Annotated in this window: 16 protein-coding genes and 1 pseudogene; 5 read left to right on the top strand and 12 right to left on the bottom strand. The window is 69.7% G+C overall.

What is annotated here, in order from left to right; translation table 11 throughout:
- Nucleotides 1-3: 3 nt before the first annotated feature.
- The 3 genes from AB0C21_RS20755 to AB0C21_RS20745 form a co-directional block, all read right to left on the bottom strand.
- Nucleotides 4-1,224: a PucR family transcriptional regulator gene (locus tag AB0C21_RS20755; RefSeq protein WP_235036778.1), complete on the bottom strand. Its 1,221-nt coding sequence runs from the start codon at nt 1,222-1,224 to the stop codon at nt 4-6.
- Nucleotides 1,225-1,365: 141 nt separating this feature from the next.
- A complete protein-coding gene (locus tag AB0C21_RS20750) occupies nt 1,366-1,995 on the bottom strand; it encodes a LysE family translocator (RefSeq protein WP_500206101.1) in 630 nt (209 codons plus the stop codon).
- A 67-nt stretch (nt 1,996-2,062) separates the two neighbouring features.
- Nucleotides 2,063-2,674, bottom strand: coding sequence for a TetR/AcrR family transcriptional regulator (locus AB0C21_RS20745; RefSeq protein ID WP_149259313.1), 612 nt, complete (start codon nt 2,672-2,674; stop codon nt 2,063-2,065).
- 194 nt (nt 2,675-2,868) lie between these two features.
- Here AB0C21_RS20745 and AB0C21_RS20740 point away from each other — a divergent pair, with 194 nt between their 5' ends.
- Nucleotides 2,869-4,032 carry a cytochrome P450 gene (locus tag AB0C21_RS20740; protein WP_500206099.1) on the top strand — a complete coding sequence of 388 codons (1,164 nt, stop codon included), beginning with the start codon at nt 2,869-2,871 and terminating at the stop codon, nt 4,030-4,032.
- A gap of 160 nt (nt 4,033-4,192) precedes the next feature.
- Here AB0C21_RS20740 and AB0C21_RS20735 read toward each other — a convergent pair whose 3' ends face one another.
- From AB0C21_RS20735 to AB0C21_RS20725, 3 genes and pseudogenes are all read right to left on the bottom strand, one after another.
- Nucleotides 4,193-4,378, bottom strand: coding sequence for a DUF397 domain-containing protein (locus AB0C21_RS20735; RefSeq protein WP_500206097.1), 186 nt, complete (start codon nt 4,376-4,378; stop codon nt 4,193-4,195).
- A pseudogene (locus AB0C21_RS20730) lies at nt 4,369-4,989 on the bottom strand (DUF5753 domain-containing protein). Before AB0C21_RS20730 ends, AB0C21_RS20735 begins: the two are co-directional and overlap by 10 nt.
- Nucleotides 4,989-5,156, bottom strand: a complete 168-nt coding sequence (locus AB0C21_RS20725; RefSeq protein ID WP_500206190.1) for a helix-turn-helix domain-containing protein — start codon at nt 5,154-5,156, stop codon at nt 4,989-4,991. Before AB0C21_RS20725 ends, AB0C21_RS20730 begins: the two are co-directional and overlap by 1 nt.
- A 179-nt stretch (nt 5,157-5,335) precedes the next feature.
- On the opposite strand from AB0C21_RS20725, the gene AB0C21_RS20720 reads away from it, so the two are divergent.
- Together AB0C21_RS20720 and AB0C21_RS20715 are read left to right on the top strand one after the other, a co-directional pair.
- The gene (locus AB0C21_RS20720; RefSeq protein ID WP_500206096.1) at nt 5,336-5,734 is read left to right on the top strand and encodes an ATP-binding protein; all 399 of its coding nucleotides are present in this window, start codon (nt 5,336-5,338) and stop codon (nt 5,732-5,734) included.
- The gene (locus AB0C21_RS20715; protein WP_500206094.1) at nt 5,713-6,090 is read left to right on the top strand and encodes a hypothetical protein; all 378 of its coding nucleotides are present in this window, start codon (nt 5,713-5,715) and stop codon (nt 6,088-6,090) included. Before AB0C21_RS20720 ends, AB0C21_RS20715 begins: the two co-directional genes overlap by 22 nt.
- 36 nt (nt 6,091-6,126) lie before the next feature.
- Here the strand turns inward: AB0C21_RS20715 and AB0C21_RS20710 are convergent, their stop codons facing one another.
- The 5 genes from AB0C21_RS20710 to AB0C21_RS20690 all read right to left on the bottom strand — a co-directional run bounded on the left by AB0C21_RS20710 (nt 6,127) and on the right by AB0C21_RS20690 (nt 10,343).
- Nucleotides 6,127-6,474: a cupin domain-containing protein gene (locus AB0C21_RS20710; protein ID WP_500206093.1), complete on the bottom strand. Its 348-nt coding sequence runs from the start codon at nt 6,472-6,474 to the stop codon at nt 6,127-6,129.
- Nucleotides 6,475-6,649: 175 nt separating this feature from the next.
- Nucleotides 6,650-7,750 (bottom strand): CU044_5270 family protein, encoded by a 1,101-nt coding sequence (locus AB0C21_RS20705; protein ID WP_500206091.1) that lies wholly within the window; start codon nt 7,748-7,750, stop codon nt 6,650-6,652.
- A 14-nt stretch (nt 7,751-7,764) separates the two neighbouring features.
- Nucleotides 7,765-8,313, bottom strand: a complete 549-nt coding sequence (locus AB0C21_RS20700) for an RNA polymerase sigma factor (RefSeq protein ID WP_235036777.1) — start codon at nt 8,311-8,313, stop codon at nt 7,765-7,767.
- Between the two features lie 75 nt (nt 8,314-8,388).
- A complete protein-coding gene (locus tag AB0C21_RS20695; protein WP_500206089.1) occupies nt 8,389-8,760 on the bottom strand; it encodes a hypothetical protein in 372 nt (123 codons plus the stop codon).
- A 167-nt stretch (nt 8,761-8,927) separates the two neighbouring features.
- A complete protein-coding gene (locus AB0C21_RS20690; protein ID WP_500206088.1) occupies nt 8,928-10,343 on the bottom strand; it encodes a Crp/Fnr family transcriptional regulator in 1,416 nt (471 codons plus the stop codon).
- A 451-nt stretch (nt 10,344-10,794) separates the two neighbouring features.
- Between AB0C21_RS20690 and AB0C21_RS20685 the strand changes: the two genes are divergently transcribed.
- Together AB0C21_RS20685 and AB0C21_RS20680 are read left to right on the top strand one after the other, a co-directional pair.
- Complete coding sequence (locus AB0C21_RS20685; protein ID WP_500206086.1) at nt 10,795-11,649, top strand: helix-turn-helix domain-containing protein; 855 nt, start codon at nt 10,795-10,797, stop codon at nt 11,647-11,649.
- A gap of 46 nt (nt 11,650-11,695) precedes the next feature.
- Nucleotides 11,696-11,911: a DUF397 domain-containing protein gene (locus AB0C21_RS20680; RefSeq protein ID WP_500206085.1), complete on the top strand. Its 216-nt coding sequence runs from the start codon at nt 11,696-11,698 to the stop codon at nt 11,909-11,911.
- Between the two features lie 17 nt (nt 11,912-11,928).
- Here the strand turns inward: AB0C21_RS20680 and AB0C21_RS20675 are convergent, their stop codons facing one another.
- Nucleotides 11,929-12,792, bottom strand: coding sequence for a DUF5753 domain-containing protein (locus tag AB0C21_RS20675; RefSeq protein WP_500206083.1), 864 nt, complete (start codon nt 12,790-12,792; stop codon nt 11,929-11,931).
- Nucleotides 12,793-13,073: the final 281 nt, after the last annotated feature.

Genomic DNA, 13,073 nt, shown 5'->3' with positions numbered 1-13,073 from the left:
CGGTCAATCGCTTGATTGAACCGCCGGGGGCGCGGTGAGCCAGACGGTCAGCACCATCTCCAGCTCCAGCCGCAGCTCCGGCTCGTACATCCGCTCGCCGAACAGCTCCTCCAGCTGGTGGAGCCGGTACCGGACGGTCTGCGGGTGGACGTGCAGCCGGTGCGCGACCTCGGTGGCGTTGAACCCGTTCTGCAGGCAGGACAGCAGCGTCCGCATGAGCCGCTCGCGGTGCCGGGGCCGGACGCTCTTCAGCGGCGCCAGCCGCTGCTCGGCGACGGCACGCACCAGTTCCTCGTCCTTGAAGACGACGAGCGCCGGCATGTGCTCGGCGCAGCGGATCAGCCGGTCGGACGGCAGGATGCCGCGGCGCGCGAGCGGCAGCGCCTCCCGGGCCCAGCGCAGGGACCTGGCCGCGTCCTCGGTGCGGACGGTGGGGCCGAGCGCGGCGACCCAGTCGCGCAGCGCCGACTCCAGCATCCGGCCGCGTCCCGGGCCCTCGGGGTCGGGGACGAGCAGGCAGGGTTCGCGGCGGTTGACGTCGGCGAGCACCTCGGGCGGCAGCGACGGCGGCGAGAACGGCCGCCGCTCCCGCTCGTAGAGGACGACGGCGGCGACCGTGCGCGGGACGCGCCACTGGGCGAGGCGGGCCAGGTCGGCGACGGCCTGCGGGGCGGCGGGCGGCTCGGCCAGCAGCAGGTCGAGCAGCCGGCGGCGGCGGTGCTCCAGCTCGCCTGCCTCCTGCGCGCGGGCCTTGGTGTAGCCCTCGGTGGCGGCGCGGGCGATCTCGTCCAGGAACGCGAAGATCGCCTCGGCGATGCCGGCGAGAGTGCGCGGGGAGATGTCGTACCGCTCCGACTCGGCGGCGAACCGGCGCCAGGCGACCCGGGCGCCGAGCCGCATCGAGGTCTGCAGGACGTCCAGGCTGCGGCCCTCGCGCGCCTCCGCCCAGCCGATCTCCCGGTAGACGGCGGCGACCGGCTCCCAGGAGCTGCCCGGGTCCATGATGAGGTCGACGAACTGGCGCAGCGCCCCCTCGACGGCGAGCCGGACGAGCCGCGCGTACTCCTCGTCCTGCGGCCGGGAGTACTCGGGGATCCCGGCGAGGATCTCCTCGATCATCTCCTCGGCGAGCGCGTCCAGGTGAGGCCGGAACATGGCGGACAGCTCGCGGGGGACGCCGGCCAGGGGCTTCAGCGGTGAGCGCTCTCCAAGGCTCGTCGTCACGTTCTCACCTCCCGCACCGGAAGCTACAGAGGACCGTCCGGGCGGGCTGCAAGACGCGCTACGCATTGCGCAGCGTCACTTATAAGCGAACTGACAAACCCCCGAAGGAGCGCCGAGCGGGCATGCGCATCGCGACGGACTTCACGCACGGCGGGGGCTGGGGGCGGCGAACACGGCCGCGGCGCCGAGCGCGAGGTAGATCAGCCCGGTCGCGTACCGCTGCCGCCGCCGGAACGCGGGGCGGGCCCGCAGCCACGCACCGATCGAGCCTGCGGCGACCGCGTAGACGATGTCGCTGGCCAGCCCGATCAGCGCGGTCGCGGCCCCCATCACCGCGATCTGCAGCGGCACCGCGCCCGCCTCCTGGTCGACGAACTGGGGCAGGAACGCGAGGAAGAACAGCACGACCTTCGGGTTGAGGACGTTGACGAGCACGCCGTCCAGGTAGACGCGGTGAAGCGGCCGCGGCCGGAGGAAGGGTTCACCGGCCTCATGGCGGGTGCGCAGCGTCCGGTATGCGAGGTAGACCAGGTATGCGGCACCCGCGTAGCGCAGGAGACCGAACGCGGTCGCGGACGCGGCGACGACGGCGGACAACCCGGCCGCCGCCGCGCCGATGTGGACGAGCGTGCCGGTCTCGACGCCCAACGCGGACGCGATCCCGGCGCGACGGCCCTCACCGACGCTGCGCGTGGTGATGTAGAGGTGGTTCGGGCCCGGGATGGCGACGAGCGTCAGGGCGGCCAGCAGGAACAGCAGCGGATTCGTCACATGCGCACGCTATGACCGGGATGGTCTACGTCCCAGGTCCAATCAGCGTCGCGGCGAGTGGACCAGATCAGGTCGGAGTGGGGGCGGCGAAGGCGCCGGCGAGGACAAGGCGGCCGGCGGTGCGGACCATCGAGGCGACCTCGTCGGCCGGCTGGCGCAGCGAGGCGAGGCTGATCAGCGCGGCGAGCAGGATGTGCCCGAGGACGATCTCGACGTCGTCCCGCTCGGGCACCGGGTCGCCGATCGCCGTCGAGAGCCGGTCGCGCAGGAACAGGAACAGCACGGTGCGGGCGTCGTCGACGCTGGAGTCGTCCGAGGTCACCGCCTGGATGATCGCCGACGTGAGGGTGGGCTCCGCCGCCGCGACGTACACGATGCGCTCCAGCAGCGCGGTGAGCCGCTCCTGCGGGGTGTCGCCGACGGCGAGCGCGTCGATGTCGTCGGTGACGCGGTGCGCCCAGGTCGCCGCCACCTCGGTGAGCAGGTGGTCCTTGGTGGCGAAGTACCGGTAGACGGTCGCGCGGGCGACACCGGCGCGGTCGGCCACGTCGTGCATGGTGACGGCCGGGTAGCCGCCCTCCAGCGCGAGTTCGCGGGCGGAGTCGATCAGCCGCTCGCGCCGCGCCTGCTGATCCTTGCTCAGCGTCCGCGTGACGGTGAACCGCGCATCGCCGCTCAATTCGCCCTGCCTCTCCGCATGGCCCGCCTCGCCGTGACCGTCCCCCATTCTTCCGTACATCGGCCCCGAACGCGTGCATCCCGGACGTACGCCCCCTTTACCGGCGGCGCCCTCCCGTTGACGATAGACCTACCGCTTGCTTGGTGAGATGGTGGTCTCGACGCACGTCTCTCCCCGCCCAGAGGAGCGAGCCCGTGGACATCGACCTGCTCGACGGCGAGATGTACGCCACCGACCCCTGGTCCGTCTACGCGCGGCTGCGCGCGGAGGCGCCCGTCTACCACGACGAGGAGAACGGCCTCTGGGGCGTCGCGCGCCACGCCGACGTGTTCGCGATCGAGCGGAACCCCAAGGTGTGGACGAACTCCGGCGGCTACCGCCCGCAGCTCCCGGCCGACCCGTCGATGATCGGACAGGACGACCCCGAGCACGCCCACCGGCGCCGCATGGTCTACCAGCGCTTCACCCCGCGCGGCGTCTCCCGCTACGCCGACCGCATCCGCGCGACCGCCGTCGACTGCATCACGACGGCCCTGGAGGCGGGCACCGTGGACGCCGTCCCGGCGCTGGCGGCTCCGCTGCCCGCCCGCGTCATCGGCTGGCTGCTCGGCTTCCCGGAGGACGCCTGGCCGCGGCTCGTCCACTGGTCGGCGGCGGCGGTCTACGCGGGCGGCGGCCTGCGCTACGTCACCGACGACGCGACGATCGCCGCCGGCGAGTACGCCGTCGCGGTGCTGGAGATGGCCAAGGACCGCCGCGCCTGCCCGACCGACGACCTGCTGTCCGTCTGGTCGAACGCGGGCCCGGACCAGCCTGCCTACGACGACGAGCACCTCGCGCACGAGGCACTGCTCCTGCTGGTCGGCGGCGCCGAGACGACCCGGACCGTCATCGCCACCGCCCTGGACGCTCTCATCCGCAACCCCGCCGAATGGCGCAAGCTGCGCGACGACCCGTCCCTCATCCCGGACGCCGTGGAGGAGTTCGTCCGCTGGACGACCCCCATCCTCAACATGTGCCGCGTCGCCGCGACCGACGCCGAGATCGCCGGCGTGAAGATCCCGGCAGGCGGCCAGGTCCTCCTGATGTACGGCAGCGCCAACCGCGACGAAGCCGTCTTCGAGGACCCGGACGTCTTCGACGTGACCCGCCGCCCCGGCGACCACATTGCCTTCGGCCTGGGCCCCCACTTCTGCCTGGGCGCCTCCCTGGCCCGCCTGGAACTCCAGATCTTCTTCGAAGAGTTCATAGCCCGCGTGGCCACCGCCGAATGGGCCGACGACGAGGGCCCCCGAATCCTCCGCAACGCCTTCGTAAGAGGCGTAACCGAATTCCCCATAACCCTGACCCCCCGCTAACCGACCCGCAAGGGAACTGACAACCTTGCGAAGCCCCATCCACCCACACTCGATCCACATGCTCTAGCTGTGCATAAGGAACTACGGGGCAGCCAGCCACCTTTAGCCGAGTGCGGCACCCTTCAAGGACGCCGATCCGCCTTGGGGTCAGACAGGGAAGCTAAAGGCCCTTGAGCACCCTGGCGAAGTGCCGGAAGTCGGCGCGACCGATGATGAGCTTGGGACCAGCGGGGTCCTTGCTGTCACGGATGGCCAGGACATCCGAGACTGAAGCGACCTCGACACACGCGCCGCCGTTTTCGCCGCTCTTCGTCGCCTTGCGCCACGTGACGTCGATCAGGTCCATTTCTCTTCCATCACCTTTCGTATCAGCTCCCGCGACATGTTCGCCGGCAGAGCCTTACTCCCCAAGGTTCTCAGCGTGCGAGCCAACCCCGCGAGATCGCTCTCATCATCGGTCGTGATGCCGCGCACCGTCGTCTCAAGGTACGCCACCTCACTCCGGTCCTTCATGGTCGCGACGATGAAGGCTCCGCCGGTCGCGACCGGAACACCGTCATCGTTCACAACCACCTGGACCGTCACGTTCGGCATCTCGCCCATCACCGTCAGATGTTCGAGCTGCTCTCGCATGACCTCTTTCGAGCCGATGAGGTTCGTAAGCGCTCGCTCGCTGATGTACGCAATAAGGGATACAGGATCGGGGACCTCGCGTGTGAGAATCTCTTAGCGTGCCATGCGCGCGGCCACGGCCTCATCGGCGGTCAGGAAGGCACGGGCGTAGCTTTCCTTTTGCAGAAGCCCTGGAATGACCGAGTGCTCCCACCAGGTCAGCACGTCTGCCTCGCCCTCCACCTCGGGCCAGTCGAACCACGTCGGAAAGCCCAGCCCTCCGTCGCCGTTCAGGTCGTCATAGAGGTTGAGGAGGACGCCGCCCGCCCTGAGTTCGGGGTCCATTATCTCGACGAAGTCGCGTCTGCACCGCTTCTTCCCGCTTTCGACCTCTGGGAGACGAAGGACGCGGTCTTGCCGGTGCGATGTCCCACGCGAGCCTGGCTCAACCCCGCACGCTCCCGGTAGCGCCTGAACTGCCGCCCGAATGCCGCCAGTGCCGGCGACGTCATCGCACGTCGTCGAGGGGAGGCCATGAGCACCGCTCCTTAACCGGGTGACACCAGCATTCACCGGCATCAGCAGATCAACATCGAGTTGTTTCTGCTTTCTTGAGGTTAACCATAACCCTGTGTCTCCGGGGTGCTTACTGAGAGATACGAAGGACCGGAGACGACGAAGGGTCATACCGATGTCAGCTGTCGCTCTTGCGCCGGAGGCCCCGGCGCTCGTCCTGGTGCCGAACAAGCAGGCACCAGGGCTAGCGCGCCGCTATCTGACCGAACGGTTCGCCGAGCTCAGCCATCCCGACGACTTCGTCGGGCGGCTTGTGGTTACGGAGTTGGTTACCAACGCCTACAAGCACGTCGGGGCCGGGCACATCGTCGTGCGCGTCTTCCCGGACGTGCGCGAGCCGCTCACCGTCATCGAGGTGTGGGACGAGAGCAGTGCCCTCCCCGTCATCCAGTGCGCATCCGACGAGGCCGAGGGCGGGCGCGGGCTGATGCTGATCGAGCAACTCGTCCACGACTGGGGCGTCCGGCCGCTCAACGAGGAAGGGAAGATCACATGGGCCCGCTGCGCTCGCTGATCGTCCAGGTCGGAGGGCACCTGCTGGGGTGGCGGACCCGGCTGGGGCGCGCGACGGCCATCCTCCACCTGGAACTGCTCGCCGCCGCGATCGAGGCCAAGGGATACCGCTGCATCAAGCACTACCGGGCGGACGACTTCCACTCCCGGTCGCCGCTGCTGTGGATCCTCGCGTTCAGTCCGGACGACCACGTCCGCCTGACGGTGCGCGTCCGTGCCACGCCCGGCCGGAACTGGGCCTACTTCGAGGCCGGACGCGGCAGGCACGGCTACCTCTCCCCCTGCGGCGACACCGAACACGCCGCCGACCAAGTGGACGCGCTCCTCAAACACCGCATGTTCCCGTCCACCTGGTGATGCCTAACGCCTTGGCCAGGTGGTGCCGGGCGGGGTTCAGGGGGCGGACGGTCCCAACGCGGCATCCGGGCGCGGGGCGCCGGGGCGGGGTTCCTTGAGTTCGATGAACACGGAATGGGTGGGAGTGCTGCCGACATTGCGGCCCTGGTGCTCCTGCGCGTCCAGCCAGCGGGCCTGGCCTGCCTCCAACTCCACCCGGGCCTCCCGGCCTCCGGCCGAGATCACCCGCTGGAACGAGGACAGGGTCACCATGACGCTGTCGGGATGGGAGTGCGGGTGCGTCGCATCGCCCGGCGCGTCCCGGTATTCCAGCACCCGCACCCGGTCGTTCTCCCACAGGACCCGGTACAGCTCCGGGTCGGTGACCACTGGATCATCCTTCATGGGACTGGCGTACCGCTCCTTCCCGAACCAGAAACACCTGCTCATCGCAGTGATACCGATCCCCGGCCCAGCCCGCACCCCGATGATTTCCACGCCCGCCTCGCCCCGGCCCCATCCGGGCATGCCCCCGCGAGCCCGGGACCACTCGCTGTGGGCCCGGGCGGGATCAGGGGGTTCAGGGGCGGTCGTCGAGGTGGTTCACCCAGCCCATCGACTGGTAGGTCATGACGAGCATGGGGGACTTCCGGTCGCCCGAGTCCTGTTCGAGGAGCTGTCCGGTCTGCGGGTCGATGATCAGGCGGATCTCGACCCCGCCTTTCATGGCGAGGACCGCGCCCTTGCGGCCGAGCCGGTCGGTGCCCGTCCCGAGGTAGGTGATGCCCGGCTGCTTGGCGAGCATCCGGAAGAGGGCGCTCTTCGTGGCGGGCGTGATCGGGCCGACCAGCAGATCCTGGGCGGTGCCGAAGACGTACTGGGCGAAGTCTTCCGACATCGGCACGCCGTCGTGCTCGACGGACACCTGGTTGTCGTCCCGGTACCACCCTCGCAGCGCCTTCTCGAGGGCCTTGGGCTCGGAGGGCAGCTTGGCCAGTGCGGAGACCGTCTGGTTCCGCTGGGTCTTGGTGAGCTTGAGGTCCGAGAAGTCGTAGTCGTTGACGTGCCGCTTGGCCGACCACGGCTCCAGCTCCGGTGAGCCGAGCGCCTTCCACTTGGCCTCCTCGGCCGCGTTCGGGAAGGTGATCTGCCGGTCGATGCCGACGATCGTGCGGTCGCGGCGATCACGGCCACTCCACGTCTCCTGCGTCGTTGTCACGTAGGCGTTCACCGGCGGGAACTTCTTCCCTCGCTTCTTCGCCACCGCCTCGCTGCTGGGGGACCCCCTCCTGGGGCCGACGAGTCGGGTATCGCGTTCCCGGAGGTACCAGTACTTCCCGGTCGTCGCGGGGGCCTTGGCCGCGCCCTCGGCACTGGCCAGGAGTACCGTGCGCGCGTCCAGCCGCTGCGACGCGACCGGTACGGGCGTGCGAGGGCCGCTGGAGTCGTCGGTGGCGACGATGACGCCGACCGCCGCGGCGGCCACCGCGCCGGCCGCCAGTCCAGCGGTCAGGAGCCGAGGCATCCGGCGCCGTTCGGTCCGGGGCGCGGGCTCCTCGGACGTGGCGGCCAGGACGCGGGCGATGTCCTCCTCGCGGCGGCGCGCGTACGACTCGGCGGCGAGTTCGTCGAGGGCTTGGGGCCTCAGTGCCTGGAGGGTGCTGTCGGGGTTCCGCTTCATGTCTGCTCCGGAGCTCATCGGGTCACCCGCTCGGCGCTGCCGGTGACGGAGGGACGGGTACGCCGCGCGGGAGCGTCGTCGAGGGCCTTCACGAGCCGGCGCCGGGCCCGGTGCAGGCGGACCTGGAACGCCGCCGTCGAGCAGCCGACGACCTTGGCGGCCTCGCGCGGCGTCAGGCCGTGCCAGGTGACGAGGGTGAGCACCTCGAGGTCCTTCTCGGTCATCGCGGCCAGGGCGGCGACGGCGCTGTCGCGTTCGGTGACGTGCTCGGCCACGTCCCACGCGATGAGATCGGCATCGGTGGTCATGGCGGCGACCCGGTCGGCCAGCGCATGGCGCCGGTATCCGCCCGTCCGCTGCTTGTGCAGCAGGTTGCGGGCCACGCCCAGCAGCCACGGAAGCGCCGGCTCGCGTATGTCGGCCAGGCGCCGCCAGGCGATGAGGAACGTCTCGCTGGCGACGTCCTCGGCCGTATGCGGCTCGGTGCGGGTCAGCGCGTACGCCAGCACCCGCCGGTAGTTCTCGTCGTACAGATCGGCGAAGCGTTTTCGGGGATCATCCATCCGCCCCTGCCTTCGATGAGTAGGTGACCTTCACCCAGTACTCCCGGCAGAGCCGCCCCCTTTACACGCTGATCCTCACCGTCTCTTTCGGGCGCGGCGCTCTTCTTCGACGGCGTCGAAGAACCAGTCGGGCAGCGCCCCTTCGGCCCGCAGGAGCCTGCGCTCGTCCGGGCTCAGACGTTCGGCCACGACATCGACCGGAACCGCGAACTCCTTGAGCCTCCCGCCGGACGCCTCCTGGCCGATCTCCCTGGCATAACCGACTGAACCGCCGGGAGTGTGCTTGTGCGTCGGCCCCATGGGGACCACCGCGCCGAGAACCCTCAGCGGCACCGCCCACCACGGGTTCGCCCGGCGGCGCAGCTCGGGGACCGCCGCCTCCCACGCCAGCCTGGAGTCCTGCACCGGCCTGTTCGGCACCCAGTTCTTGGCACGTGCGACGCCCACGCGATCCCGCCTTCCCGATCCGGGAGATCACGCTATCGCCGCAGCCACGCATCACACCGCGTCAAATTCCACAAAACCCCAGACGGCGGCCGGGGGCCGGAGGGGCTCGGCGGAGGCAGCGCCAGTGCTGCCTCCGTTCTCGGGCCGTCTCTGCGGGCGTGCCGGCATCAGGGGGAATCGGGTGGCGACAGGTGGCCGGTGAGGCGCATCCAGGCGGTGACCTTGGACTCCTTGACCCGGCTGCGGATCTCCTTGTACTCGTGGGCGCGCAACGCTTCGACGTAGTGGCGGATAAGGCCCCTGTAGACCGAGGCCGACGCGATGACGCCGAGGCAGGCGGTGCTCGCCGCCAGCGCCCGCTTGAAGGCGTCGATCTCCAGGATCCGAGCCGCCTCGATGATCGCCTCTCCGGACACCCCGACCGGGTCGGACGCCACCGGGCCGACGGTCATCGCGAACCGCAGCTTCATGCGGACCGGGTCCGCCGAACGCCGGTTGTGCTGCTGGAGCGCGACCTCCAGCCGGGGCGGCAGGGACTCCAGGACCGTCCTCGCGGGCACGGTCGGCGGCACGATGATCAGAAGGCCGTCGCCCCTGTCCTCCCAGTGGCACCGGTCAAGGTCGCCCAGTCCCGCGAGCACGAACGCGCCCTGCACCACGTCGAACAGGCTCTGGCGCACGAAGTAGCGGTCCTCGTCGGTACGGATAGAGGCGGCGAAGCCCGCCACGTCGAACAGCAGGACGGTGCAGTACTGCCCTTCGAAGCGGGGGCGTTCCACCTGTCTCGGGCTCGCGGAGGGTCCTGCGCACGCCGGGCGGGGCGCGGCCTCCCCGCCTGCCGCGCCGCCCTCGGAAGGCTCGATGAGCCGGTCGTAGATCTGGTCCTCGACGATGGCGAGCACGTGGGGGTGCTCCGCGATGAAGCTCGCGAAGTCCGCCGTGCTCATCACCAGCGCGACGACGTCGTCCAGTGCCATGGCGCTGGCGGAGCGGACGGCGGTCCGCAGCGCCGCGCGCTCCCCGATCAGCTGTCCGGGGCCGCGGTGGGCCAGCACCCGCTCCGTCCCGCCCTCGGACACGCAGATCTTGGTCCATCCGCTGAGCAGGACGAACACCTGGTCGGCCTGGTCGTGCTTGCGGAAGAGGGCGGAACCCTCGCGGAACGTGCGGCGCCGCCCCAGGGCCAGCAGGAGGCCGCGCTCGTCGTCGCTGAGGGACTGCCAGAACGCCTTGGGGCGCTCGGAGCCGGATTCCAGCTCGCCCACCCGGCCGTCGTGAGCAGGCCCGATCGATGCGCCATGGTCGGGAACGGCCGGCGTGCGAGCGCGGGCGGCGTCCGCCAGCTCGCAGAGGCGCCGGTTGACGAGCACCAGGGTGCCCGCCACCACGGCCAGGCAGACCGGGCCCGCCAGCATCCCCGTGCCGGCGAGCACCGCCGCCAGGAGGGCCAGCCCGCCGATGGTGCTCGCCGCGTAGAGCACGAGCGACGGCCCCGGCGCGGAACCCGGCGCGGAGCGCCGGAGCGGAAGGTCGTCGGTGCGGTCGCCTTCGGAAGGGCCGCCTCGGCGGCCCGTGGCGGTCATGCGACGTCTCCGGCGTTCGGCGGACGGCGCCCGCTGCGGCCCTTTCCCTGCCCTGACCTGGGACAAGGGCTCCCGACCGGGAGCCCTCCGCCATTGCTTTCCCCCATGTGTTCGCTTACATTCAACGTTACGACCTCCGTCGCTCTTCAATAGCCGGGGTGTCGTTGTTGGGCCGGTGTGCCGACCGGCCCAACTTGCTTTGCGCTGTCGATCAGCTGCTTCGCGCACCTCCCGCTTCTTTGCCCCCGGGCGGGCTCCCCGTGATCACTTGATCGCTCGTCTTCTGCCGTCTCTTTGTCCCGAAGCTGCTACCGTCATGTTCCGTCGGCAAGTAAGATTTGGCAAGTGCCAAACTTCAAGTGCCAACTTGTGGTGGACACTGGCACCTTCCTCTGGCAACGACGCGCGCAGCGTCGGGGCAGACGTTCGATCAAGGGGCGGTGACCTGGTCATGACCGATGGCGGCAGCCCGACCATCCGCCGGCGTGAGCTCGGCTCGCGGCTGCGGAAGCTTCGCCTGGAATCCTCCAAGACGATCGACGAGGTGGCGCAGGCGCTCCTGTGCTCGACCAGCAAGGTGAGCCGGATGGAGACCGGTCAGCGCGTCGCGACCGCGCGCGACATCCGGGATCTGTGCGAGCTGTACCGGGTGACCGACCCGGCGGTCAAGGACGAGCTGATGCGCCTCGGCAGAGAGGCGCGCCAGCGGTCGTGGTGGCGGCAGTACAGCGATCTCGGCGAGGTGACGTCGCTGATCGACTACCAGGACGGCGCCTCCTCCATCACCGAGTACGACTCCTGCCTGGTCCCCGGCCTGCTCCAGACCGAGGAGTACGCCCGCTCCGCCGTGCGCGGTCTCCTGCCGAGAATCCGGGAGGACGTGCTCGAAGAGCGCGTCGAGGCGCGAATGCGGCGGCAGAGCCTCCTCACCCAGGACAATCCGCCTCGGCTCTGGGTCCTGCTCGACGAATCAGTACTGATCCGGCACGTCGGTGGAGCCTCGACCATGAAGGCGCAACTCGACAAGCTGCATCAGCAATCGCTGCTACCGCAGGTCACCATTCAGGTCGTGCCTTTCAAGGTCGGCGCTCACCCGGGCCTGAACAGTGCTTTCTCCCTGGTGGAATTCACCGACATCGCGCTGTCGCCCATCGTGTACACCGAAGGGCTGAGCGGCGAAATATATCTGGAGGGCAGGAACGACATCGACCGGTACCGGGAAGCGGTCGACCACCTGCGCGCCTCCGCCCTGAGCCCTGCGGATTCGCAGGACCTCATCACCACAATGATCGGACGTATCTCATAGGCTCGCCGAGCCGCTGGAACGTTCGCTGTCCATGATAAGGAGAACCATGACACGTGGACCATCGGCCGAGGCCGCCTCCGCCGAACCCAAATGGATCGTCGCCAGCGCGAGCGGCGGCGGCAACTGCATCCGGGCGGCCGCACTGGCGAGCGGAGTCATCGTCGGTGACACCAAGGATCCGGATGGTCCAGTGCAGTTCTACGGCATGGACGAGTGGCGCAGGTTCATCCATCAGGTGAAGTCCGGGTTCCGCCCGGAGTGAGCATGCGCTAGCCGCCTTCAGGCCATTTCGGCACGCACCGTCTCCAGCAGTTCCCTGGACCGGTCCGGGCTCAGCGCGTCGTCGCCGAGCCGGGCGAAGGCGACGCGGTGCTCGGCGAGTTCCGGCGACGCACCGATGTACGTGCTGCTCCGCGGGGATCTCTCGAGGTGCAGCACGTCATCGATGCCTTCTCCGGTCTCCAGCAGCCAGAAGGGACCGGTGAACGCCGTGTGGGCGGCGGCCATGGGAAGCACCTGGATCGTCACGTTCGGGCGGCCGGCCTCCTGGAGCAGCCGGTCCAGCTGGCCCAGCATGACCTCGGTCGAGCCGGTCCGGCGCCGGATGACCGCCTCGTCGAGCAGATAGACCTGGGTGACGTCCCGCTCGTCCCGTTCGTCGAGCTGGAGCCGGCGCCGCTGCCGGAGTTCCACCAGCGTGTCGATCCGCTCCCGCGTCGCGTCCGGCCAGTACGCGCCGAGCACGGCGCGCGCGTACTCCTCGGTCTGGAGCAGCGCCGGGACGTGCAGGACCTCGACCGCGCTGATCGAGACGGCGGCGGCCTCGTAGGCGAGGTAGCGGGCGAACTCCGGGTCGTCCCAGCCGGTCAGATAGGGCTCCCACCAGGCGGAGTGCCGTGCCTCCTCCGCGAGTCGCAGGAGCCGTTCCCTCTGCTCCGGAGCGGCGCCCCGGTGGTCCAGTAATGCGGCGAGGTCCTCGACAGGGGTTCGCGGCGTCCAGTTCTCCACCCGCGCCAACCGTCCCGGAGTCCAATCGGGATCCCGCGCGGCCGCCTCCCCGCCGGGCGCCCGGCGATGACGCAGAGTGCGCAGTTCTGCGACCAAGAGGGCACGGACGACCACTGGCCCCGGCGACGAGGTCATGTGTACTCCTTGATCATTAAACTGGGCGCATCCCTGCACTGCCAACGATAGCGATACCCAAAAGAGGTCGCCCCTAGTCGCTGGCCGCATCCGCCACTGCACCAAGAGCTTTGGCAAGCGCGTTTCGCGCACCGGGCGCATCAAAAGGCAACGCGAGTAACAGGGGCATCAGCCGGCCGCGGTGGCGACGAATAAGCCGGGCCGCCATTCTCTGACCTGATCAGGTCAGCGGCCCTACTCGGTGTACGGGCGTTCTCCCGAAAGACCGCGGACGAAAGTTC

The organism is Spirillospora sp. NPDC049024, assembly GCF_040649235.1.
In the GTDB taxonomy this organism is placed as follows: domain Bacteria; phylum Actinomycetota; class Actinomycetes; order Streptosporangiales; family Streptosporangiaceae; genus Spirillospora.
This window is presented reverse-complemented; position numbering and strand designations above follow the sequence as displayed.